Source organism: Candidatus Brevundimonas phytovorans (assembly GCA_029203145.1).
GTDB lineage: Bacteria > Pseudomonadota > Alphaproteobacteria > Caulobacterales > Caulobacteraceae > Brevundimonas > Brevundimonas phytovorans.
This window is the reverse complement of sequence record CP119309.1, coordinates 362,239-385,823: the sequence shown is the minus strand read 5'-3', so window position 1 is coordinate 385,823 and position 23,585 is coordinate 362,239. Positions and strand designations below refer to the sequence as shown.

24 protein-coding genes are annotated in these 23,585 nt (G+C 69.4%); 3 read left to right on the top strand and 21 right to left on the bottom strand.

Features of this window, described 5'->3' with window-relative positions:
- Positions 1–22: 22 nt before the first annotated feature.
- The 11 genes from P0Y52_01875 to P0Y52_01825 all read right to left on the bottom strand — a co-directional run bounded on the left by P0Y52_01875 (position 23) and on the right by P0Y52_01825 (position 12,286).
- Complete coding sequence (locus P0Y52_01875) at positions 23–1,585, bottom strand: Do family serine endopeptidase (GenBank protein WEK58311.1); 1,563 nt, start codon at positions 1,583–1,585, stop codon at positions 23–25.
- Between the two features lie 307 nt (positions 1,586–1,892).
- Positions 1,893–2,369, bottom strand: coding sequence for a cytochrome c-type biogenesis protein CcmH (locus tag P0Y52_01870; protein WEK58310.1), 477 nt, complete (start codon positions 2,367–2,369; stop codon positions 1,893–1,895).
- Entirely contained in the window at positions 2,366–4,354 is a 1,989-nt protein-coding gene (locus tag P0Y52_01865; GenBank protein WEK59425.1) for a heme lyase CcmF/NrfE family subunit, read from the bottom strand. Before P0Y52_01865 ends, P0Y52_01870 begins: the two co-directional genes overlap by 4 nt.
- On the bottom strand, positions 4,351–4,854 hold the full coding sequence (gene ccmE / locus P0Y52_01860; protein ID WEK58309.1) for a cytochrome c maturation protein CcmE: 504 nt from the start codon (positions 4,852–4,854) through the stop codon (positions 4,351–4,353). Before ccmE ends, P0Y52_01865 begins: the two co-directional genes overlap by 4 nt.
- Before the next feature lie 33 nt (positions 4,855–4,887).
- Complete coding sequence (gene ccmI / locus P0Y52_01855; protein ID WEK58308.1) at positions 4,888–5,703, bottom strand: c-type cytochrome biogenesis protein CcmI; 816 nt, start codon at positions 5,701–5,703, stop codon at positions 4,888–4,890.
- 18 nt (positions 5,704–5,721) lie between these two features.
- Positions 5,722–7,086 (bottom strand): hypothetical protein, encoded by a 1,365-nt coding sequence (locus P0Y52_01850; protein WEK58307.1) that lies wholly within the window; start codon positions 7,084–7,086, stop codon positions 5,722–5,724.
- Between the two features lie 88 nt (positions 7,087–7,174).
- On the bottom strand, positions 7,175–8,926 hold the full coding sequence (locus P0Y52_01845) for a hypothetical protein (protein WEK58306.1): 1,752 nt from the start codon (positions 8,924–8,926) through the stop codon (positions 7,175–7,177).
- A 44-nt stretch (positions 8,927–8,970) separates the two neighbouring features.
- The gene (locus P0Y52_01840; GenBank protein ID WEK58305.1) at positions 8,971–9,714 is read right to left on the bottom strand and encodes a LemA family protein; all 744 of its coding nucleotides are present in this window, start codon (positions 9,712–9,714) and stop codon (positions 8,971–8,973) included.
- 84 nt (positions 9,715–9,798) lie between these two features.
- The gene (locus tag P0Y52_01835; protein ID WEK58304.1) at positions 9,799–11,247 is read right to left on the bottom strand and encodes a sensor histidine kinase; all 1,449 of its coding nucleotides are present in this window, start codon (positions 11,245–11,247) and stop codon (positions 9,799–9,801) included.
- A gap of 7 nt (positions 11,248–11,254) precedes the next feature.
- Positions 11,255–11,935, bottom strand: a complete 681-nt coding sequence (locus tag P0Y52_01830; GenBank protein WEK58303.1) for a response regulator transcription factor — start codon at positions 11,933–11,935, stop codon at positions 11,255–11,257.
- Entirely contained in the window at positions 11,936–12,286 is a 351-nt protein-coding gene (locus P0Y52_01825) for a hypothetical protein (protein WEK58302.1), read from the bottom strand.
- Positions 12,287–12,548: 262 nt separating this feature from the next.
- Here P0Y52_01825 and P0Y52_01820 point away from each other — a divergent pair, with 262 nt between their 5' ends.
- The gene (locus P0Y52_01820; GenBank protein ID WEK58301.1) at positions 12,549–12,926 is read left to right on the top strand and encodes a hypothetical protein; all 378 of its coding nucleotides are present in this window, start codon (positions 12,549–12,551) and stop codon (positions 12,924–12,926) included.
- A gap of 118 nt (positions 12,927–13,044) precedes the next feature.
- Here the strand turns inward: P0Y52_01820 and P0Y52_01815 are convergent, their stop codons facing one another.
- The 4 genes from P0Y52_01815 to folP form a co-directional block, all read right to left on the bottom strand.
- Positions 13,045–13,611 (bottom strand): nucleotidyltransferase family protein, encoded by a 567-nt coding sequence (locus P0Y52_01815; protein ID WEK58300.1) that lies wholly within the window; start codon positions 13,609–13,611, stop codon positions 13,045–13,047.
- A gap of 174 nt (positions 13,612–13,785) precedes the next feature.
- Positions 13,786–14,568, bottom strand: a complete 783-nt coding sequence (gene thiD, locus P0Y52_01810; GenBank protein WEK58299.1) for a bifunctional hydroxymethylpyrimidine kinase/phosphomethylpyrimidine kinase — start codon at positions 14,566–14,568, stop codon at positions 13,786–13,788.
- A 71-nt stretch (positions 14,569–14,639) separates the two neighbouring features.
- Positions 14,640–14,981, bottom strand: a complete 342-nt coding sequence (locus tag P0Y52_01805; GenBank protein ID WEK58298.1) for a multidrug efflux SMR transporter — start codon at positions 14,979–14,981, stop codon at positions 14,640–14,642.
- Positions 14,982–15,022: 41 nt separating this feature from the next.
- Entirely contained in the window at positions 15,023–15,859 is an 837-nt protein-coding gene (folP, locus tag P0Y52_01800) for a dihydropteroate synthase (protein WEK58297.1), read from the bottom strand.
- A 244-nt stretch (positions 15,860–16,103) separates the two neighbouring features.
- Between folP and P0Y52_01795 the strand changes: the two genes are divergently transcribed.
- Positions 16,104–16,247, top strand: coding sequence for a hypothetical protein (locus tag P0Y52_01795; protein WEK58296.1), 144 nt, complete (start codon positions 16,104–16,106; stop codon positions 16,245–16,247).
- A gap of 34 nt (positions 16,248–16,281) precedes the next feature.
- Positions 16,282–16,713, top strand: coding sequence for a GreA/GreB family elongation factor (locus P0Y52_01790; protein WEK58295.1), 432 nt, complete (start codon positions 16,282–16,284; stop codon positions 16,711–16,713).
- A 165-nt stretch (positions 16,714–16,878) separates the two neighbouring features.
- Here the strand turns inward: P0Y52_01790 and P0Y52_01785 are convergent, their stop codons facing one another.
- The 6 genes from P0Y52_01785 to P0Y52_01760 form a co-directional block, all read right to left on the bottom strand.
- A complete protein-coding gene (locus P0Y52_01785; GenBank protein WEK58294.1) occupies positions 16,879–17,181 on the bottom strand; it encodes a transcriptional regulator in 303 nt (100 codons plus the stop codon).
- Positions 17,182–17,185: 4 nt separating this feature from the next.
- Complete coding sequence (locus P0Y52_01780) at positions 17,186–17,824, bottom strand: hypothetical protein (GenBank protein WEK58293.1); 639 nt, start codon at positions 17,822–17,824, stop codon at positions 17,186–17,188.
- A 64-nt stretch (positions 17,825–17,888) separates the two neighbouring features.
- Positions 17,889–19,115 (bottom strand): acyltransferase family protein, encoded by a 1,227-nt coding sequence (locus P0Y52_01775; protein ID WEK58292.1) that lies wholly within the window; start codon positions 19,113–19,115, stop codon positions 17,889–17,891.
- Positions 19,116–19,326: 211 nt separating this feature from the next.
- Positions 19,327–21,291, bottom strand: a complete 1,965-nt coding sequence (gene ftsH, locus P0Y52_01770) for an ATP-dependent zinc metalloprotease FtsH (GenBank protein WEK58291.1) — start codon at positions 21,289–21,291, stop codon at positions 19,327–19,329.
- A 54-nt stretch (positions 21,292–21,345) separates the two neighbouring features.
- A complete protein-coding gene (locus P0Y52_01765; GenBank protein WEK58290.1) occupies positions 21,346–22,623 on the bottom strand; it encodes a tRNA lysidine(34) synthetase TilS in 1,278 nt (425 codons plus the stop codon).
- 113 nt (positions 22,624–22,736) lie between these two features.
- Positions 22,737–23,585 carry a tol-pal system protein gene (locus P0Y52_01760; GenBank protein WEK58289.1) on the bottom strand — a complete coding sequence of 283 codons (849 nt, stop codon included), beginning with the start codon at positions 23,583–23,585 and terminating at the stop codon, positions 22,737–22,739.

Below are 23,585 nucleotides of genomic sequence, written 5' to 3'. Positions count from 1 at the left end.
CGCCGATCCCGTGAGTTACGCCTTATTCAGACTTGGCGAAGGGCAGGACGATCGGCGCGTTGCCGCCCGACGTCCGCACCAGCAGCAGGACGCCAGGACGCCGCGCCGTGCGCGCGGCCTCGACCGCGTCGCGCAGATCCTTGACGGTCGCCACGTTGCGGCCGTTGGCCTGCACGATCACCATGCCGGGTTGGAAGCGCAGGCGTCCGGCCTCGGAGCGGGCCTCCACGGCGGTCACGACCACGCCGCGCACCGTGTCCGCCAGTTCGTAGCGGCTGCGCAGGGCGGCGTTGAGCGGGGCCACGGTCAGGCCCTCGACCTTTTCACCGATGGCGGCGGCGGGGGCGTCCGGGGCCGCCTCGTCGCCGCCCTCGGCCTCCGCCGCGCCGAGATTGGCGGGGCGAGCGCCCGCGCGCACGGTGATCGTCTGGCGACGGCCCTCGCGCAGCAGTTCCAGCCTCAGGGTCTCGCCCGGCTTCACCGCGCCCACGGCGCGCGTCAGCTCATTGCTGCCCTCGATGGGGCGTCCGTTCAGGCTGACCACCACGTCGCCCGCCTGCAGACCGCCCTGTTCGCCCGGCGCGCCGGGGGTCACATCGGTGATGTAGGCGCCCTTGGTGCCCTCGGGCAGGCCCAGGCTTTCACGGTATTCGTTGGTCAGATTGCCGATCGTCACGCCCAGATAGCCGCGCTCGATCTTCTCGCCGCGCATCAGACGATCCGTCGTCTCCTTGGCGATGCCTGCCGGAATGGCGAAGCCGATGCCCACCGACCCGCCCGTGGGCGAGAAGATGGCCGTGTTCACGCCGATGACCCGGCCATAGATGTCAAAGGTCGGCCCGCCCGAGTTGCCCCGGTTGATGGCCGCGTCGATCTGGATGAAGTCGGTATAGGGGTTCTCGTTGCCGCCGATGTCGCGCGCCTTGGCCGAGACGATGCCCGCCGTGGCGGTGCCGCCCAGACCGAAGGGGTTGCCCACCGCAATGACCCAGTCGCCGACGCGCGGCTCGGCCTTGTCCTCGAACGAGACGAAGGGGAAGGTCGAGCCCTCGACCTTGATCACCGCCAGATCGGTCAGGGGGTCGCGCCCGATCAGGCGCGCGGTCAGCTCGCGACCGTCGCTCAGCCTGACCTTGATCTCCTCGGCGTTCTCAACGACATGGTTGTTGGTGACGATGAAGCCGTCGGCCGAGATCAGGAAGCCTGAACCGGCGCCGAGCGCCGTGGTCGAGTTGTCGTCCTCGCCCTCGCCCGAACCGCCGCCGCGCGGCGCCCCAGGGATGGGCACGGCGCCGAAGCCGGGGATCTGCAACACGCCAGCCGGACGCTGGACCCGCGTCTTGACGTCGATCTGCACCACGGCGGGCGCCACCTGCTGGAAGATGTCGGCGAAGCTGAGCGGCGCGCCCTGCGGCGGCGCAAAGGCCAAGCCCGCAGCTCCGGCCGAGGGAACCAGCCGTCCGGCCTGAGCGGCGGCGGGCGCCGCATGGGCGCCGGGCCAGGTGATGACCCCGCCCGCCGTCGCGACAGCGGCGAAGGACAGGCCGACGGCCGCCCCCAGAATGAACTCCTTGCGTTTCAGCATCGTCGTCCTTGCAGTCCTGAAAACTGGAGCTCCAAAAGCTCCGTTCGCCCATGGATATAGGGGGTTTCAGCCTAAGCCAATGCACGCCCTCGCGATGGTTGTCCCTGATCCGCGTTCGCCGTGAGGCGCAGGTGCGTCAGGATCGCGGCGAAGCCTGTCATTTTGGAGAGACGCCCCTCCCCGCTCATCCCGGCGGACGCCGGGATCCAGTGAGAACCGCGCGCACCGGAGTTGATGTTCAGCCTGTCCCCAAAGGACTGGATCCCGGCGTCCGCCGGGATGAGCGGGAAATGAGACGGGACCGAACTCAGCGCTCGGCGTCGCCAGGCTGGTCTGTCAGCGCCGCCAACGCCCGTTCCTCGTCCGCCGTCAGAGGCTGAACCTCGACCCGACGCCGACGCGCCCGCCAGACGAAGACCGCCCCTGCGCCCAGCACCAGGGCGAACGGCCCGAACCACAGCAGCCAGGTCCCCGCCCGCACCGGCGGCTGGAACAGGATGTAGTCGCCATAACGCCGCACCAGATCCTGACGCACCGCCTGATCGCTCTTGCCCGACGCGATCTCCTCGCGGACCAGACGGCGCATATCGGCCGCGATCCCCGCCGGGCTGTCGGCGATGGATTCGTGCTGGCAGACGACGCAGCGGATGTCGCCGAACAGGGCCCGCGCCCGCGCCTCCTGGGCCGCATCCGGCAGAGGCCGGTCCGGCGCCGGGGGCGGCTCCGCCATCGCCGCGCCCGCCGCGAGAGCCAGCGCCGCCGTCAGGGACGCCAGCCGCCTCACGCTTTAACCTCCGCAGTCTTCTTGCGTGAGCTCGCCCCGACGCGCAGCCGTCGGTCCAGCAAGGACAGCATCCCGCCCAGGGCCATGATCGCCGGGCCGAGGAAGATCAGCCGCGCCCACGGATTGTAATAGACCCGCACCGTCCAGGCCTGCGCATTGTTCTCGGTCGCCGCCCGCTCGCCCATGACCACATAGACGTCGTCCAGCCCGCGGAAGTCGAGACCGACCTCGGTCGTCGTCTGCCCGCCCGCCGGGAAGAAGCGGCGCTCGGCGGTGACGGTGCGCTCGACCGCCCCGCCCTCGACCGGCGCCACGGTGAAACGTCCCTGCTCGGCCAGATAGTTGGGGCCCTCGATCACCTCGACCGCGTCCAGCCTCACCTTCCACGGCCCCGACGAGACCACGCCGCCCAGAGGCACAGCGGCGGCCGCCTCGGCCTTGAAGCTGGTCTCGACCACGGCCCCCAGGATGAAGACGCCCAGCCCCGCATGGGCCAGGGTCATGCCCCAGGCCCCCAGCGGCAGCCCCTTAGCGCGACGCAGGGTCTCAGCCAGCGGCGCGCGAAACGCCTTGGTCCGCGTCGCCACCTCGGCCAGCGCGCCCAAAATCAGCCAGGCCCCCACGCCCAGTCCCGCCGCCGCCAGCGCCTTCTTGGGCTCGAACAGCATAAAGGCCGCAAAGGCCGCCACGACCGCCAGACCCGCCGCCAGCCACAGCCGCTGCAAGGCCCCCTTCAGGTCGCCGCGCTTCCACGCCAGCAGAGGCCCGGCGGGCAGGATCAGACAGGCCACCAGCAGCAGGGGCACGAAGGTCGCGGCGAAATAGGGCGGCCCCACCGAAATGGTCGCCCCCGAAATCCCCTCGAGGATCAGCGGATAGAGGGTGCCCAGCAGCACCGTCGCCGCCGCCGCCGTCAGGAAGAGGTTGTTCAGCACCAGCGCGCCTTCGCGGCTGATCGGCGCGAATGCCGCGCCCGACCGGATCGCCGGCGCCCTGAAGGCAAACAGGATAAAGGCCGCGCCCGCCGCCACGCCCAGAATGGCCAGCAGCATCATCCCGCGCTCAGGATCGACGGCGAAGGCGTGAACGCTGGTCAAAACGCCCGAGCGTACCAGAAACGCCCCCAGCATGGAGAAGGTGAAGGCCAGGATGGCCAGGAAGACCGTCCACCCCGCCAGCGCCCCGCGCCGCTCGGTGACGATGGCTGAGTGCAGCAATGCCGCCCCCGCCAGCCACGGCATGAAGCTGGCGTTCTCGACCGGGTCCCAGAACCACCAGCCGCCCCAGCCCAGTTCATAATAGGCCCAGAAAGAGCCCAGCAGGATGCCGACCGTCAGAAAGGCCCAGGACGCCAGCGCCCACGGCCGCACCCAGCGCCCCCAGGCCGGATCAACCCGCTTCTCGATCAGGGCGGCGACCGCCAGCGAGAAACAGACCGAAAACCCGACATAGCCCGCGTAGAGCAGCGGCGGATGGAAGGCGAGCGCCGGGTCCTGCAACAGCGGGTTCAGCGACGCCCCCTGCACCGGGGCGGGGTCCAGACGTGCGAACGGGTTCGACGTAAAGACGGCGAAGGCTAGGAACATGGTCGACAGCGCGCCCTGCACCGCCACGCTCGAGGTCTTCAGCCCGAACGGCAGGCCGCGCGCCAGCGCCAGCGCCCCGCCGAAGCCGGTCATGACCAGGCACCACAGCACCAGCGAGCCCTCGTGGCTGCCCCAGGCGGCGGCCACCTTGTAGAGCATGGGCTTGTCGGTGTGGCTGTTCATGGCCACGTTCGACACCGAGAAGTCCGACACCGCGAAGGCGTAGATCAGGGCCGCAAAGGCCAGCGCTGTGGCCAGCGCCGAGGCGATCAAGGCCCCGCCGCCCGCGCCCGCCAGCACCGGGCTGAGCCTCAAGCGCCCGGCTGTCGCCAGCACCGTCGTCAGCCCGGCCAGAACCAGCGCCAGGATCAGCGCAAACGCCCCCAGTTCGACGATCACAGGCTGCGGCTCGCGGTTGCGGATTGAGCTGCGGGCGGCGCTTCGCCCGTCTCGGGACGCCACTCGCCCTTTTCCTTCAGACGATCGGCGACTTCGCGCGGCATATAGGTCTCGTCGTGCTTGGCCAGCACCTGACTGGCCTCAAAGGTCCGGTCGGGGCGGAACGTCCCCTGGGCCACGATCCCCTGCCCCTCGCGGAACAGGTCGGGCAGGTCGCCGTGATAGCTGACCTTCGATGTCCCCACATTGTCGGTGACGACGAAGACCACCGTCCCGTCCGCGCCCTTGACCACGCTGCCGGCCTCGACCAGTCCGCCCAGACGGATCACCCGGCCCGCCGGAGCCGCCGCCTCGGTCGCCTCGGACGGCGAGAAGAAATAGGTGACATTGTCCTTCATGGCCCACAGCGACAGGCCGACCGCCAGGGCCAGCACCGGCGCCGCCGCGGCCACGATCCACAGGCGACGCCGCGCCTTGGGCGATTTGGGAAGCCAGCTCATGTCAGGACATCACAGAAGGGTTGCAGCGCAGGCTCATCCAGCCCCGCCCAGTCTTGTTTGCAGGTCGGCCCGGCGCGGATCGTTCGGCTCCAGCGCCGCGATCAGCGGCCCCCAGGCCTGCGCCGCCCCGGCCTTGTCGCCGCGCTTCAGCGCCGCTTCGCCGAGGAAGTAGCGCGCGCCGAGCTGATCCGGGTCATGCTTCAGCGCCTCGACAAAGGCCGCCTCGGCGTCGCCGCCGACCGCGCCCTCGTTGGCCCGCACCAGGCTCTCGCCCAGCCGCGCCCAGCTCTGGGCGTCGTCGGGCTGGATCGCCAGCGCCCGGCGGAAGGCCGAGGCCGCGCCGATCGCGTCGCCCGCCTCGAACCGGGCCGCGCCCAGCATGGTCAGGGCGCGATGGTCGTCGGGTCGATCCTTGACGATGCGGCCGATCACCGCCGCCGCCTGGGCCGGCTCCAGGGTCTCGGGCGAGGCCGCCCAGTCGCGCACCCGCGTCTCATAGGCCTGATCCGGCATCCCCGGCGCGGCCAGCCCCAGATAAAGCGCCAGCGTCGTCGCCGCCGTCAGGCCGATCCCGCCCAGAACCCAGACGCGGTCCTTCGATCCCGCGACCGGCGTGCGCGCATCCCGGCGCGCGGCCAGCAGCCGCCGTCCCGCCTCGGCCCGCGCCGCGGCCCAGCCCGCCTCGTCCAGCAGGCCGCGTGTTTTCAGCCGGTCCAGCTCGGCCAGCTCGCGCCCGGCGGCGTCGCGATCGACCACAGCCTCAGCATCCGCCCCGCGTCGCGCGCCGGCCAGCACCAGAAGCCCGGCCATCGCCGCAGCCAGTCCCGTCATGATCCAGAAGATCGTCATGCCCTGCGCTCTAGCGGATCAGGCGCGCTGACGCGAGGCTCCCGAGGTCGCAGTCGACACGACAAGGCTGGGCGGCGCCCCCGCCACCGTCAGCCGCCGCCGCACGGTGCGCTGCGCCTCCTTGGCCCCGATCAGGCCCAGCAGTTCGGCGGTCAGGGCGATCCGCTTGCGCGCGATCCCCTCATCCGGGGCCTCGCCGTCGTTCAGCCGCTCGATGGCCTCGTCGGCCCAGGTCGCCAGCCGCCCGGTCAGGCCTTCCGCCGTCTGGCGCCGCTCCGCCTCGCAGCCGAACACCGTCGCCGGGCCGCGCACCAGGCCGATCACCCCCGCCAAAGCCCTGGCCCGATCGGCCGCGGACGCATCCACGGCCTCGTCCAGACGCGGCGAGGGACGCGTCATCCGCCCCCCAATCGCCGTGCGCTCGACCGGCAAGACCTTGCCCGTCGCCTTCTCGGCGGCGCTGAACAGTTCCGACAGCCTCAGCGCGATCTTCAGCCGCGCCTGCCGCACCGCCTTGCCCCAGGCGCTGTCGGCCCGCATCGGCAGGGTCATGTCGATCTCGGACAGGGTCTCGGCGCACCAGTCCAGATCGGCCTTCAGCAGACCGGCATCCGCCCCCGGCGCCGTCGGATCGAACGCCGCCGCCTCCGCCGCGCGATGGGCCAGGGCCGTCACCACCCGATCGACAAAGACCGCCAGTTCGCTCTCGCCCACCACCGTCTCGCGCCCGGCGGCAGGCGTGGCCTGGGCCACCAGCCGCAGCATCATCCGCGCGTCCGTCAGGTGGGCGAAATAGATCTCCATCAACCGCGCGGCCCCGTCCGGGGCGATCGAGGCCGCCTGGCGCAACGCCAGTTTCAGCTCCGCCGTCGCCTCCGGTCCCGGCCGTCCCAGCCAGATCTCCAGAAAGGCCAGACTGCGCCGCGCCAACCCCGCCATGTCGAAACAGGCGGCCAGCTCCGCCACCTGCGCCGCGCTCGCGCCCGCCCACAGGGCCTCGGCCTGATCCCGCACCGCCGAGGCCGCGCTCAGGCACAGGCGGTCGGCCACCATCCGCGACAGTTCATCGTCACGATCCAGTTGCGGCAAAAGCTCAGGTTCGTTGCGGGTGGCCAGCCGCCACAGCCGCGCCGGCACGCCCGCTGGAAAACTCAGACCCTCCAGCCCGTCCTCGCGTCGTCGGAACAGCGGCGTCAGCGGCGCAAAGGCGGCGTCCCGGCGTCGGCGGTCCAGCCCTTCGGCCTCGACCATGTCGCGCAGCGCCCACGCCCGATCCCCCGTCATCGCCGCCGCCAGCGTTTCCAGCTGGAACAGCAGATGATCCGGGCAAGCGGCGATCAGCTGGGCCAGGGCGGCCCTTTGCGCGACCGACAGGTCCGCCATGCATTCTCCTCTAGCCGATCCGAATCCCGACCACGGCGCCGAGGGTGCGCCCTTCGGGTTAACAGGGGATTGGAGCCCCGCAGGAAGCCTATTGCATCAAGGCTGCAAAGATGGAGCGGCGGGCGACGGCGCTTTCAGGCGCAAGACCGTGCCGGGTGAAGTGGTCGCGCCAAGGCGGCGCGGTGTCGGGAGCCGCCTCCGGGGCGGCATCCGGCCCCGCCGTCGCGGTCGGCGCCGCGTCGCACACCAGGATTTCCGACGTGCGGTCCACCGGAATATACTCGATCCACTGCACGGGCACCTGGTGGGTGAAACCGTCGCCGCCGCGGACGGGGATGTGATCGACGCGGTCCACGCCCCGGAAGCCATGGGCCGTGACCTGGACCTTCTGGGCGCCCTCTTCGCCGCCATGGCTCGCGGTCTTCAGGACATTGCGGGTGACGCTGTCGGGGTGGCTGAAGCGCCCTGCGCCCATGTAGTTGGCGAGGGCTTCATGCTCCCAGAAACACGAGCCCTGGGCCACGCCCGCATAGATGTCCTCGGCCGGTCGATGCTGCTGGTACAGGGGGATGGCCAGGATGGGCGCGAAGCTGAAGTAGAAGGCCTTGAACAGCCCATTGTGGTAGTCGTTGAAATGCGCGCGGGCCGCCGCCAGATCGTAGAAGCGGAACGTTCCGGGCGTGGCGCTGATGTCCATGCCGACAAGGTGCCTGGGCTCGACCGCGTTGATCTTCTGCATCTTGCTGAAGACGAAGTTGTCGCCAAAGCCGACAGTCTTGTCCTTGAGGATCTTCACCATCTCCTGCTGGGCCAGGGGGGTGAACAACATGCGGAACTGGACTTCGTGATCGCGGTCGCCGGCGGCGAACAGGGCGTCGAACTCGCGGTTGGCCATGGGCGTGAAGCCGGAGCCGGACGACAGCTTTCGGGCCTTGGTCTCCAGCTTCTTGATCGCCTGGTTCTTGCGCCACTTGTTGATGACGCCATCGTCCAGCCCCGACAGGGACGAAGGCTGGCGCGTGAAGTTCAAGTCCGGCGCGGCGTGGTTGCCGTAGATCAGAATCGACTCGGTCTCATAGCTGGGGAAGGGCTTGTCGACCGAAGCCCTCAGCGTCTGGGACCGCGACACGGTGGTCCGTCGCCCGTTGGCATCGCGCCCTTGTTCGGTCCAGTGGATCGTCAGGCTGCCGCTGTAGGTCTTTGACCCGATCCAGTGGTTCAGGGTCTGGGCCAGGATGAAGGGGTTGCCGCTGACCACGCCCGTATGGGCGAACATCACCGACCGGCTGCTGTTGAAGGCGTCGTTCCAGCCATAGGACTGACGCAGGTTGGTCAGGCGGGCATGGCTGAAATAGGGATCCAGTTCGATCTGAGGGAAGGTCTTGCCCACCAGTTTGGCGAAGATGTCCCAATCGAACAGGCGGTTCAGCGCCGCCATCTGGCCCCAGGCCAGGGCCTCCATTTCGGCGCGGGCCTCGGCCAGGGCCTGGGTGCGATTGTCGCCGGCCTTGATGATCGGGTTCAGCTTGGCGAAGACGGCGACCAGCAGGCCAGCCGTCCCCGCCAGCCAGGCCAGATGCTGGCGATAGGCCATGAACAGGGTCGCCGCGACCGCGACGAAGACCACAATGCGCAGCAGCTTCCACCACCGGGTGCTGGCGCCCGAGGCCTTGCCGCGCTGTTCCAGATCGCGGATGTCCTGAACCGTCTTGGCGTTGGCCGCCTCGTCGACGCCGGAGGTGCGGACCAGGTCCTCGAAAAAGGCCGCCGTATGCGTCCGGTGGGCCTCCTTCAGATTGGCCTGATAGTGGTCGAGCGGTTCGTGGACATCTTCGGTCATGGCCCCCGTCATGCCCCCCGTCATGGCGGCGGTCAGAAGCCCAGTCAGAAGAAGGTCTCCCGCGCCGCCGCCTTGGTCTCAGCCGTCGCCGTGAAGGGGATGCGGGTGGTGTAGCGGTTGCGCGCAGCCACGATCTGCTTGGCCGGCCAGGCGAAGATGTCCTGATTCCAGATCGCCACCGTGTCGTTGTAGAGGGTGCGCGCGGCGGTGATTTCCTTTTGCAGATAGCTGTTCTGCTGCATGGCGTCGGCGACGGCGGCGTGGGCCTTCAGGTCCGGATAGGCCTCGAACGCCACATTGATGCGCGACAGCACGCTCTCCATCTCGGCCGAGGCGGCGTTGCGCTGGGCGTCCATGCCTGCCGAGGCGCCGCTGCGCAGGGCGGTGACGCTCTTCATCACGTCCTTGTCCAGATCGACCGCCTTGTTCAGCAGACCGACGACGTTGTTCAGGATGATGACCCGCTGCTCCAGATAGTTGTCGATCTGAGAGGCGTCGGCCTGAATCTTCTGCTGCAGCTTGCGCAGATAGGCCAGGGCGTTGATCTTCATGAACAGGAAGATCAGGCCGGGCAGGACGCCCAGCGCCGCCGCGACGAGCCCCTGCTGCAACGGAACCAGCCCCAGGGCGACGCCGGCCAGGGCGATCGCGGGAACGGCGCCCCACAGGGCGATCTCGAAGATCAGGGAGCCCGCCCCGATCGTCACCGGAATCTGCTTCTCGATGACATTGATGTCGCGCCCCGCCCGATTGACCGGACCCGTGACTTCGTCGAGTTCATTGCCCATGGAAACCCCCTTGAAAAGACGATGTTTCCTCTGGCCTGGGAGCCTTTTTGTCAACGTGTAGGCGGGCGTTTATCCCGCCTCCCTTCACCCCTCCGCCGCCGGCAGCTCCAGCAGCACCTTCAGCCCGCCCATGTCGCTGTCGGCCAGCGTGACCCGGCCCCCGTAAGCCCGCGTCAGGTCCTCGACGATGGACAGGCCCAGGCCCGTGCCCGGCGTGTTCTCGTCCATGCGGGCGCCGCGTTTCAGGGCGGCGTCGCGCTGGTCGGCGGGCAGGCCGGGGCCGTCGTCCTCGACCACCACCACCATCTGGCCGGGCAGCGAGGCGCCGGCCGAAATCCGCACCCGGCGCCGGCACCACTTGGCGGCGTTCTCTATCAGGTTGCCCAGAATTTCCTGCAGGTCCTGACGCTCGCCCAGGAAGGCCAGGTCGTCGGGCGCGCGCCAGTCGATCTCGACCCCCTTGGTTTCGAACACCCGCTCCAGCATGACGGCCAGTTCGTCCAGCACCTCGCCCACCGGGGTCCGCTCGCCCAGACCGTGGGCGGCGCGGGCGGCGGCGCGGGCGCGGCGCAGGTGGTGATCCACCTGATCCTGCATCACCCGCGTCTGCTTGCGCACCATGTCGGGCAGGACGCCCTCGCTGGCCCCCGCCTCGGCCAGCATGACCGCCAGCGGCGTCTTCAGCGCATGGGCCAGGTTGCCGACGTGGGTGCGCTGACGCTCCACCGTCTCCTGATTGTGGGTCAGCAGCCGGTTGACCTGTTCGGCCAGGGGCTGGATTTCCAGCGGATAGACGCCCTCGACCCTGTGCGATCTTCCCTTGCGCACGTCCGAAATCTCGTCGCGCAGATCGAACAGGGGACGCAGGCCGACCCGCACCTGAATGAAGACCGCCGAGACCAGCCCTGCCCCCAGCAGCAGCATGGCCACCCAGGTCACGGTGGCGAACTGGCGCGTGTCGGCGTCGATGTCGGAGCGGTCCACCCCGGCGAAGAAGACCACCGGCGCGGTCCGCCCCGGCAACTGCTTCATGCTGGCGGCGATGCGCAGAGGCTCGCCCTTGGGGCCGTCCTCGGCGTTGTAGCTGATGGTCTGGCCGAAGGCGGCCTGCAACCGCGCGCCCAGATCCGGCGCATACTCCAGATCAGCCTGCCCCAGCGAGGCCGAGCGCGCCAGAATCTGCAGACGCCCGTCCGTCGTCGGCTCAGCCACCATCCAGTACTTGCCGGACAGCAGGCGTTCGGTCCGCGCGTCGCGGATTTCACCGACAAAGACCTCCCCCTCGGGGGTGATGCTGGCGGCGACCACCGCCTCGTCGATGGTGTCGCCCAGCATATTGCCCAGCCGCCGCAGCGCCGATTCCTGGAACACCGAGGTCAGCACCACGCCCGTCACCACCAGGGCCACCAGAATCCAGGCCGAGGCGAGCCAGATCAGCCGTCGCGTCAGCGACCGGCCAGGCCGCCCGAACCAGCGGCCCCATTCCTTCTTTTCAGGCTGGGCGGGCGCCTCAGTCGCCCCGGCGTCGCTCATCCGGCGATCAGGCCGCGTCGCTCTCGCCGGCCAGCGGCGACAGGCGATAGCCCAGGCCGCGCACCGTCTCGATCCGGTCCGAACCGATCTTCTTCCTCAGGCGACCGACGAAGACCTCGATGGTGTTGGAATCCCGGTCGAAGTCCTGATCATACAGGTGCTCGACGAGCTCGGTGCGGCTGATCACCCGGCCCTGATGCATCATCATGTAGTGCAGCAGCCGGTATTCGAGGCTGGTCAGACGCAGCGGCTCGCCGTTGACGGTCGCCCGCGCCGCGCGCGGGTCCAGCCGCAGCCCACCACAGGTCAAGGTCGCCGCCGCATGCCCCGCCGAGCGGCGCAGCAGGGCGCGAAGGCGGGCCAGCAATTCTTCGGTGTGGAAGGGCTTGGTCAGATAGTCGTCGGCCCCGGCGTCAAAGCCCGCCACCTTGTCCGACCAGGCGCTGCGCGCGGTCAGGATCAGCACCGGCGTGGTCTTGCCCTCGCGGCGCCAGCGCTCCAGCACCGAGACGCCGTCGATCTTGGGCAGGCCCAGATCCAGCACCACCACGTCATAGGGTTCGGTGTCGCCCAGGAACCACGCCTCCTCGCCGTCGGGGGCGTGGTCGACGGCGTATCCGGCGTCGCTCAGGGCGGTCTTCAGCTGGCGCGACAGATCGACGTCGTCCTCGACAAGCAGCACCCGCATTCAGTCGTCTCCGCGAACCCGGCCGGACTGGCCGTCAACCTGTATGTCCGACACGCGTCCGCCCGGATACTCCCAGCGCACCACATAGTCCCCGCCGCGCTGCTGCACGCCCAGCATCCGGCCGGGTCGCCCCGACTGGACGCGACGGGCGATGTCGCCGGGGTCCACGCGCGGGCCCGAGCGGGGCGCATCGCGCAGCCCCTGACCGGGATAGTTCCGGGGCTGCTCGCGACGATCCTGAGGACGATCCTGATCGCGATCCCGGTCTCGGCCACGCGACTGCGCCGCCGCGTCCGTCAGGGGGACGATGGCGATCAGACCGGCCAGCAGGAGGGCTCGAATACGCATCATGGCTGTCTTCTAGACGGGGGCCTCTGAACAGGGGCTGAACGGACAGTCTATCGACGTTCACCGGGACAAGGAACGTCCGCACGCGGATTCTCCGTCGCTGTCGCCCATATGAGACTTGAACGCCCTCCGGCAGCAAGATGACGAAAGTCTCATGCTGATGAACGCTGTCTGAAACGCGCCGTTCAGGTGCGGCTCAGCCGCCGGGTGGTCTTTTGGGATCAACGCAGCCCACCCGGTTGCGACGATCCAAAGGAGCAAGACCATGAAGAAGCTGCTGATCCCCGCCCTGGCCGTCGCCGTCGCCTCGGCCGCCCTGCCCGCCGCCGCCCAGTCCTATGGCCACAACAACGGCCCGGCGCGCGGCCCCGTCTACGCCCAGAACTACAACGGCTGGCAGTCCGTCACCCAGCGCAAGTACAGCCTGGACCGCCGCATCGACCAGGGCGTCCGCACCCGCCAGCTCAGCAACCGCGAGGCCTCGCGCCTGAAGAGCGAGCTGAACAGCCTGGTCCGCCTGGAGCGCCAGTATCAGCAAGGCGGCCTGACCCGCTGGGAACGTCAGGACCTGGACCGTCGCTACGACAGCCTGTCCGCCAAGGTCCGCTACGAGCGCAACGACCACAACGGCCGTCGCCATTAACGGCTGAGCCAACCGGGGCCTCACCCCTCCCTGTCAGAGGCCCGGCCGGGGGCGCGATCCGCAAGGATCGCGCCCTTTTCGCTTTTGAAGTCCTTCTCCCCTGAACGGGAGAAGGACATCAGATCACCACCCTGACCTCCGGCCAGCGCCCGCGCGCATTGGCGATGACCCTGTCCCACCCCCTGGCCAGCCCCCGCTCGGGATTGGGCCGGATGGTCAGGTCGAACACGTCCGCCAGACCGAACGGCGCGACCACGCTGATCGTATCATCCTTCTCCAGCCGCACCCCCACGGCGAAGGCCGGGGCCACGAACCGCGCCGGCGCCTCGTCGGTGCAGGTCAGCGCCTCATAGGGCTCGCCGAACTTCTCCTCGAACCAGATGTGGACCCGCGCCTGGTTCCTGACCTCGACCTGCTCGCGCACCGGCTCGTCAAAGGCCGCGGCCACCCGCTTGATCACCACATCCTCAGCGTCCCACGAGGTGTCGGCGTCGAAATAGCCGATGTCGTAGTCCTTGATCCCATAGCCGGTCGCTCGCCCCGTCTGGGCGTTCCACACCGCCTGATAGACCGCCCCCGAAAACAGCCGCCAGTCCGGCAGATTCAGGTCCCGCATCACGCTCAGCACATGCATCAGGCCTGCGTCGGCGCGAACAATCTCGATCAGTCGGTTCTCTAGGGTCATGACGCCGTCTGAAGGCGATTCCGAAACCCCGCCAACCTCTTTCCTCCCCATGTCATGGGGAGGGGGACCACGAAGTGGTGGAGGGGGCGACACAAACCTCAATCGTCGAGTCGCCCCCTCCGTCACGTCGGCTACGCCGCCGCGCCACCTCCCCATGTCATGGGGAGGAAAAAGCTAGCGGCCCCGCAGCGGCCAGCCGTGATCCAGCGGCCCATGCCCCTGCCCCAGGCCCGGCGCGCGGCGAATGGCCTCGGCGACATAGGCCCAGGCCTCGGCCACCGCCGTCTGCAAGGGCAGCCCCTTGGCGATCCCGGCGGCGCAGGCGCTCGCCAGGGTGCAGCCGGTGCCGTGGGTGTGGCGGGTGTCTATGCGTTCGCTCTCCAGCACCGTCTCGCCGTCGCGGGTCAGCAGCAGGTCGATCACCGTCTCGCCCGGCACATGGCCGCCCTTCATCAGCACCGCCCGCGCCCCCATCTCCAGCAGGGCCTCGCCCGCCCGGCGCTGCCCGTCCAGATCAGCGACCGCGATCCCCGTCAGGGCCTCGGCCTCCGGCGCATTGGGGGTCAGCAGGGCCGCGCGCGGCGCCATCAGCCGCCGCACCGCCTCGACCGCGCGATCCTCCAGCAGGGGCGATCCGCCCTTGGCGATCATCACCGGGTCCACCACCGTCGGCACATTGCCGGCATAGTCGATCAGCCCGGCCACCGCCTCGACCACCTCGACCGAGCCCAGCATCCCGGTCTTCAGCGCGTCGGCGCCGATGTCGTCCAGCACCGCCTTGGCCTGGGCCTCGATCACGTCGAGCGGCAGGGGATAGACGCCGTGAACCCCCAGGGTGTTCTGAATGGTGATGGCCGTGATCGCCGTGGCGGCGAACCCGCCCAGCATGGTCACCGCCTTGATGTCGGCCTGGATGCCCGCCCCGCCGCCGGAGTCGGACCCGGCCAGGATCAACACTCTTCCTTTTTTTGGGTCCCTATCGTCTCCGACGCGGTCGGAGACTGCTTGAGGGAAGTTGGACTCGCCCATCAGTGCGCTCCCGAAAACAGCTTCAGCCCGACGATGCCGGCCACGATCAGCAGGATGCAGACCGCCCGCACCGCCGTCGCCGGCTCGCCATAGACCACGATCCCGACCGCCGCCGCGCCCACCGCGCCGATGCCGGTCCACACCGCATAGGCCGTGCCCACCGGCAGCTTCTGCGTCGCCGCCCACAGGCCGACCATGCTGGCGGCGAGGGCCACAGCCACGCCCAGCGAGATCAGCGGCCGTTGCACGCCCACATACTTGACCCCTGAGGCCCACATGACCTCGAACAGACCGGCGACGATCAGCACCGCCCACGGATTGACAGACAGAAGCCAGGACATGGCCGCTGCATGGCCCAGCCGCCGCATCGGGGCAACCGCTTTCAGCCTGCGCTCGCCACCGCCGCCTGCAGTTTCAGCGCCTGAACCGTCTCGCGCACGTCATGGACGCGCACCATCCGGGCCCCGCGCCGCGCCCCCTCCAGCGCCAGGGCCAGCGACCCGCCCAGCCGGTCGGTCGCCTCCACCGCGCTCGCGTCCACGCCCTGAATGGTCCGCTTGCGGCTGGCGGCGTAGAGCACCGGAAAGCCCAGATCGACCAGGGCCTCCAGCCGCGCCGTCAGGGCCAGGTTGTGCGCCGTGGTCTTGGCGAAGCCGATGCCGGGGTCCAGCCAGATCCTGTCACGCGCCACCCCCGCCGCCATCGCCGCCTCGGCCCGCGCCGCCAGGTGGGCGACCACCTCGGCGACCACGTCGTCATAGCGCGGGTCGTCCTGCATGGTCTTGGGCGCCCCCTTCATGTGCATCAGCACCACGGCGCAGCCCAGTTCGGCGGCGGTCGCCAGACTGTCGGGATCATGCATCAGCGCCGTCACGTCGTTCCACATCGTCGCGCCAGCCTCGATGGCGGCCCGCGCCACTCCCGGCTTCATGGTGTCGATGCTGATCACCCCGTCCCAGCGCGCCCGCAGCGCCGAGATCAGCGGCAGGATGCGCATGATCTCCTGATCCTCGCTGACCGGCTCGGACCCCGGCCGCGTGCTCTCACCGCCGATGTCCAGAACGTCCGCGCCCTCAGCGATCAGCCGCATCGCATGGGCCAGCGCCGCCTCCTGCGTCGCCAGCCGCCCGCCGTCGGAAAAACTGTCGGGCGTCACGTTGACGATGCCCATCACGAGAGGGGGGACGAGGGGCGGCTTCACGAGGGATTGAAGGCTCATGCGACAAGAACTCCCGGGGCGCCCGTTTGACTTTCCGCGCGCTGAGGCCCAGCCTCTAGCCACTATGGAACGTTTCGTCAGCCAGGCTCGTCGCCTCACCCACGCGGGTCGCCGCGTCGAAGGCATCTAACCCGTAGCGGCCAGCTTGCTGTCGTCCGCTACGGGGCGCGTCGTTTCGCTTATTCCCTAGTTTCCTCGCATCAGGATCGCGTTCGCCGCAACGGCGCCCGCGAACACGCCTGCCATGACCCACCGTCAAGACGACACCCGCGCGCCCGCACGCGGCGCCGACATCATCCCCTTTCCGAGCCGACGCCCCGAGCCGTCGCCCGAGCCGGCCCCCGCGCGCCCCGCTGATGACAGCGACGACGGCCCCTCGGCCGCCTGACCCCTTCTTCCCTTTCTTCACATCGAGAACCGACATGACCACCGCCAAGACCCGCGGCCGCCCTCCGGCCCTGCCCGCCATCATCCTCAGCCAGGAGGATTTCGACGCCCTCGACCGCCTGGTCGGCGACCTGCCCGGCTCCGGCCCCGCCGGTCTGCTGCAACAGGAACTGGACCGCGCCAAGGTCTGCAAGGCCGTCGACCTGCCCAAGGGCGCTGTCGGCCTGAACCGCTGGCTCCACTATGCCGATGAGCGCCACCCCGAGGTCCGCCGCGTCCAGCTGGTCCTGCCGCACGAAGCCGACATCGACGCCGGGCGCGTCTCGATCCTGTCGCACGTCGGCGCGGGCCTGATCGGCCTGACCGAAGGCCAGTCGATCCACTGGCCCGACCCGACCGGCGCCGTGCGCAAGCTGACCCCCGTCCTGGTCGAAGACCCCGATCCCATCGAGGCCGTCACCCACTGAAAGACCCTGCGCTGGCGCTAGGGCGCCGATCTTTCCTCCCCACTTCGTGGGGAGGAGACCGCGTAGCGGTGGAGGGGGCGGCGCAAGCGCCAGATATGAAACGCCCTTTCGCCTCGTCGGCTTGCCGCCGCTTCAACGCGCATCAAGTGGGGAGGAAGGCCGCCTTCACTTCCGCCCGATCAAGCCGCCGAGCGCCTCCAGATAGGCCGCAAACGCCGTCCGCCCCTCGGGGGTAATGGCGATCCGGGTCAGGGGCTTGTTGTTCACAAAGCTCTTGCTGATGGCGACATAGCCCGCCTCTTCCAGCTTCTTCAGGTGGACCGACAGATTGCCCTGGGTCGCCTCCAGCACCGTCTTCAGCTCGGTGAAGTCCGCCGCCTCGACATCGGCCAGATAGACCATGATCCCCAGCCGCATGCGGCCGTGGATGATCTCGTCGATCCGTCCAAAGTCGTCCGCCAGCCCCATGGCCTCAGGCGGCCCTGACGCCCGCGCGCGCGTCGCGGAACATGACCCAGCCCGGCAAGGCGAACAGCAGGAACAGGGCCACAGTGCAGACGCCCAGATAGGCCATCGGCTGACGCACCAGCACGCCCAGGGCCACCGCCGTCACCCACCCGCCCAGCGACACCGCCAGCATCCAGGCCTTCTTCTTCAGCACCCAGGCCACATACCAGGCCGCCGCCTGCAGAGCGAAGACGATGGCGGCGTAATAGAGCCAGACGGCGAAATCCTGATCTCGCACCGCCCCCACGGCGAAGACGATGACCACGGCGGCGTTGGCCATGCCGGTGGCGCTGAAGGCGGCGTTCGTCACCCGCGTCGCCAGCGGCCCCCGGTTGGACGGCCCGGCCTTGCGGTCCTTCAGGATGGCCCAGGTCAGCACCGCCAGAAAGGCCGTGGTGATCCCGACGACGAAAGCCAGGTTGGCCAGATCGGGCCAGCGGATCAGTCCGATCACCTGCCCGACGTGGAACAGGCACTGCAGGCCGTACAGCAGCCCCCCCGCCAGATAGCAGATGGCCAGGGTCATGGGCGGTCGCCCGCTCCCCTCGACGATGGAGCGCATGAAGGCGAGGTCGGCTTCGGGCGTGCGGGACTTGTCGGTCATCGGGTGATTCCTGGCGCGACGCGGCTGCCCCCTTCGGATGGACGCAGCCGCCAAGGTTGGCAAGCTATTCGGCGGCGGCTTGGTGGGCGATGGGCACAACCGGACGAGCCCTGCGCCACGGCACGCGCCGCCCGTTCAGCCAGCGCCCCATCATCCCGTGGCGCACCATCAGCTCATAGCTGGCCAGCGACACGGCGCTGACGCCGACCACGACGACGGCCAGCTTGATCGGCCAGACCATGGCCCAGTCCTGCACCACCACCTGCGCCGCCATCACCAGCGGCAGATGGACGATGTAGATCCAGTAGGAGGCGTCCGCGAGATAGCGCCGCACCGCGCTGTGTCCCGACCAGAACCTCAGCGCCAGCCCTACCACGGCGAACATCGAGGCATAGGTGGCCACGCCAAACGCCGCCGCCGCCAGGGCCTTGGCCATGGGATCGGTCATCGGCGTCAGCACCGGCGTCGGCCCGCCCGACAGCATCAGAGCCGTCGTCCCCGCCCCCAGCGCCAGCCCCAGATAGACCGGCGTCCAGCCTTCGATCTTCGCCAGCAGGTCGCGACGGCGATCCAGCAGGACGCCCATGCCGAAGGCCAGACCAAAACCGACCAGGGCCGAGGTTTCAGGAACCAGCCCCGCATCCGGCGTCGGAATGCCGAAGAAGGCGATCCAGTTCGGCTCCAGCCACAAAGCCAGGGCCAGCGGCGCGCCCAGCACCAAGGGTCCCCAGGGCTCGATCAGCCCGCCTGCCAGCCGGTCCAGCCCGCGCCCCAGACGCCCCGCCCGGTCCAGCCGGGTCACAACGGCGCGCCCGATCACCAGGGCCGCATAGAACCACAGCAGCACCCACAGGAACCACAGATGGGTCAGGGGGATATTGGTCCAGTCATAGGTCGGCGGCGGCGGCGCATCGGCCGCCGTCATGCCATGCAGCGAGGCGTTCCATACCAGCACCGCCACGATCCCGCCCATCACCGGCCCCCAGAAGACCGCCAGCGGTCCGGCGATGCGGATCAGCCGGTTCTTGAGGAAGCCCGCCGTCCCGCGCCGCTTCAGCATCATGTGGCCGAACAGGCCCGCGATCAGGAAGAAGCTCGCCATGCGGAACAGATGGATGACGAAGAAGAGGCCGCTGGCCCAGGCCGAGGTCTGATCGTCGCCCACGATCCATATCTGGCTCGGAAAGAAGGACAGGGTCCCATGCAGCACCACCCCCAGCAGCAGGGCCGCGCCCCGCAGGCCGTCTAGTCCGTGAAGCCGCTCGCCTTGGTCAAATGCGGATGCCGTCATGGCGCCCTCCTGTTTCGGATAACGCCATATCTCACAGACTAGTCTAAATTACAAACTAGTCTGTGCAAAAGGTCTATTCTCCCCTCATCCCCGCGGAGGCGGGGACCCAGTGCTTTGGCTGCAAGCGCCTCCATTGGACGCACAGGCGCCGCACGAAAAAGGGGCGAGCCCTGCGGCCCGCCCCTTCGTCATCTCAGCCGATCCGAACGGATCAAACGGTCGGCACGCTCGTCGTCGCCACCGGCTCGGCTTTCGCCGTCTCCACCTCCGTCCCGTCCGACACCGTCGTCACCGGCACCGAGACCGAAGGTCCCGGCACGGGCGAGTTGGCCTCGTCGCGGTTCGGCAGGATGCCGCGCTCCAGCAGGTCGTTGATCTCCTGACCCGACAGGGTTTCGTATTCCAGCAGGGCCTGAGCCAGCTTCTCCAGGTCCGCCGCCTTGTCGGTCAGGATCTGGCGCGCCTCGTCCCAGCCCGACGTGACCAGCTTCTTGACCTCGCTGTCGATCAGGCGAGCCGTCTCCTCAGAGATGTTCTGGCTGCGCGCGACCGAGTGGCCCAGGAAGACCTCCTGCTCGTTCTCGCCATAGGCCACGGTGCCCAGCACGTCCGAGAAGCCCCACTGCGTCACCATGCGGCGCGCCAGCTTGGTCGCCTGCTGGATGTCTGAGCTGGCGCCCGAGGTGATGTTCTCCTTGCCGAAGATGATCTCCTCGGCCACGCGACCGCCGGCCATGATGGCGATGCGGTCGACCATCTGCTGGTACTTCATGGAATAGCGGTCGCCTTCCGGCAGCTGCATCACCATGCCCAGGGCCTGTCCGCGCGGGACGATGGTCGCCTTGTGCACCGGATCAGCCATCTTGACGTTGATGGCGACGATGGCGTGGCCGCCCTCGTGATAGGCGGTCAGGCGCTTTTCTTCCTCGTTCATGGCCATGGACTTGCGCTCGGCGCCCATCATGACCTTGTCCTTGGCGTCCTCGAAGTCGCGGTGCGTGACCATGCGACGGTCCTTGCGGGCGGCCATCAGGGCGGCTTCGTTGACCAGGTTGGCCAGGTCGGCGCCCGAGAAGCCCGGCGTGCCGCGCGCGATGGTCTTGACGTTGACGTCGGCGGCCAGCGGCACGTCCTTCATGTGCACGCGAAGGATGCGTTCGCGGCCCGAGACGTCGGGGTTCGGCACCACGACCTGACGGTCGAAGCGGCCGGGCCGCAGCAGGGCCGGGTCCAGCACGTCGGGACGATTGGTCGCCGCGATCAGGATGATGCCTTCGTTGGACTCAAAGCCGTCCATCTCGACCAGCAGCTGGTTCAGCGTCTGCTCGCGCTCGTCATTGCCGCCGCCGAGGCCGGCGCCACGGTGACGACCGACCGCGTCGATTTCATCGATGAAGATGATGCAAGGCGCATTTTTCTTCGCTTGCTCGAACATGTCGCGCACGCGGCTGGCGCCGACGCCGACGAACATCTCGACGAAGTCCGAACCCGAGATCGAGAAGAAGGGCACGCCCGCCTCGCCCGCCACCGCGCGCGCCAGCAGGGTCTTGCCGGTGCCGGGAGGGCCGACCAGAAGCGCGCCCTTGGGGATCTTGCCGCCCAGACGCTGGAACTTGCCCGGATCCTTCAGGAAGTCGACGACCTCCTGCAGTTCTTCCTTGGCCTCGTCCACGCCGGCGACGTCGTCAAAGGTCTTGCGGCCCTTGTGCTCGGTCAGCAGCTTGGCCTTGGACTTGCCGAAGCCCATGGCGCCCTTCGCCCCGCCCTGCATCCGGTTCATGATGAAGAACCAGAAGGCGATGATCAGCGCCACCGGCAGCAGCAGGCCCAGCAGGCCCGACCACCAGGGCTGGCGCGTGCTCTTGACGTCCACGGCGGCGCCCGCCGCCTGCATCTTGTCGACCAGATCGCCATTGGGCAGGGGGGTGACGGTCGTGAACTTGCTGTCGTTCTTGTAGACGCCGTTGATCGTGTCGCCACGCACCGTCGCCGTCTTGATCTCCTGGCCGTTGATGGCCGTGATCAGCTGCGAATAGGTGATGGGCTGGGGCCGAGCCGCCGCCGCAGCCTGGGCGCCCGGCATGGCGGGGGCGCCGCCGTTCTGGCTGATCGCGGCGTAGGCTGCGACCGCGACCAGAAGAAGGGCGCCCCAGATGGCGAAATTACGCAAATTCATTCGGTCCTCGGTTTCTCGGCGAACGCCCTCAGGCTCCGCCGATCAGCAGTCTTTCTAGGAAAATAGGTCAGTCGGCGGCGTTTCGCCATGCATGGGGTGAAAGAGGTCTGCTTCCTGCGTCGTTTCGCCCAAGGCCAGGGCCAGCCGCCGCCCCCCCAGGGCCCGCACATCGGCCGCACGCCAGGCCAGAACAGCCGCCCCGTTCCCGTCGCGAACCAGCAGGGGCAGAGCCCCGCGCGCCGCCGCCGGCAGCCCCGCCGCCACGCGCCGGTCGGCCTCTGACAGCCGCGCCAGCCGCCCCGCCGCCGCCTCGACCCGCCAGCCAGGCTCGGCCGCCGCGATCTCGAACCGCCCGTCCCAGACCGCCGCCACGCCGGGCGTCAGCCGCACCGCCTCCGGCGCCCGCCGCCGCATCTCCCCCGGCTCGCGCATCAGCAGCACCGACGCCCCCTCCGCCTCGACCCGCGCTCCCGCCAGACCAGCGACGAAATTCTTGTCCCCCGCCAACCGCGCCCTCAACCCCGCCAGCCTCTCCCCCCGCGGCGGAACCGCCCCGCCGCCCGCGCACAGCAGCGCCGCCGCCAGGGTGGAGCCGGACACGTCGCGTGAAACCTCAAGGATGCCCGCCCAAACCCGAGGGCCGCTCCCATCGCCCGACATCTTTTTTTCTCCGTCACCCTCGGGCTTGTCCCGAGGGGCCAGAAACATCCCCCTGGATGTTGATCCGTCGCCGCATGGTTCTTCGTCGTCGAGTGTCTGGGCCCCCGGCACAGGGCCGGGGATGACGCCGGAAAGGGAGCCTGCCGGAACGCCCGCCAAGGCCGCCCGCGCCCGGCTACGCCCGAACCGCTCATCCCCATTGCCCGGGTCCTCGACCCACCCCTGCCCCCGCGCCCGCAGATAGTCCCTCAGCCCTTCGCGTCGCTCCTCCAGCAGGGGCCGCAGCAGCATCAGCCCGCGCCCCTGCGGCCAGACCGGCGACGGCGACCACTCGCGCACCCGTCCCAGGGTCGAGCCCCGCGCCCGCATCCAGTCCGCCTCGGCCACGTCGTCTTTGGTATGGGCCAGCAGCACGACCCGCGCCCCCGCCGCCCGCGCCGCCTCGGCGATCAGCCCGTGCCGCGCCGCCCGCGCCCGCGCCGTCAGCCCCGGCCCGGCCTGCGCTCCATCCCAGCTCAGTCCCCGCCAGTCGGCCCCGACCGCGCGCGCGGCCTCGCCCGCGAACCGGGTCCAGTCCGCGCTGAGCGCATTGAGCTTGTGATCGACCGTCAGGGCCAGCAGCCGCCGCCCGTTCGCCCTCGCCCAGTCCGCCGCCATATGCAGCAGGGCCATGGAGTCGCCGCCGCCCGACAGCGCCACCGCGACCGGCTCAGCCCTATCCGCATCAAGCCGCCCATCCAGCCGGGCGAAGACCCGGCTGGTCAGCCCCTCGGGATCGTCTGGGCTCAGCTGCAGTTCGCCCGCGTGCGCAGCTGCGTGGCGCGGGTCTTCTGCGCCGCGGTCGCCGTCTCGGCGTAGCGGCGCGTGAACTCGGTCAGGGCGCCGCAGGCCTGGGTGTTGCGGTCGGTGGCGCGCAGGGCCTCGGCCAGCTTCAGCGTCGTCTCCGGCGCCCAGGCCACGCGCGGCCAGCCGTTCAGCGCCGCCGCATAGGCCGTGACCGCCGCCGCGTTGTCGCGGGCGGCCACGTATTGATCGCCCAGGCGCGAGTTGGCCTCACGCGATTGCGGCGTATTGGGCCAGGTCACAATCACCGTCTCCAGCGCCCGCTCGCCGCGCACGGCGTCGGTGGCCAGCAGCCGCACCGCCGCCGCCAGATCCTGCGCCGCATCGCCCGTCGGCGAGTGGGCCGTGATCGGTCCGTTCAGCTCGGCCTCTTCCTGAGCCGCCTTTTCGATCTTCTCGATGCGGGCCTCGGCGTCGCGCAGGCGGCGGGTCAGGACGGCGTTGTCGCGCGTCGCCTCGTCCAGCTGGAAGGTCAGGCGCTCGCCGTCAGCGTTCACCCGCTGGAAGGTCTGCTCCAGGTCCGACAGGCGGCGATCCATGATCTGCAGCTGGCCCTGCATGGCCACGACCTCGGGGTCCGGCTCGACCAGGACGGGCTGGCCGGCGGCGTTCCTCTGGGTCAGGGCGCGCTCCAGGCGGCGGACGTTGCGGTCCAGCTGGTCCAGACGGCGCTTGTCCCACTGGACAGCCTCCATCGGCACGGTCTGGGCGACCACCGCCCCCCCGATCAGGGTCAGGCCGATGGCCGTCATGGCGGCGGTTCTGGTCAGTCGAAATGGCAGCTTGAGCAT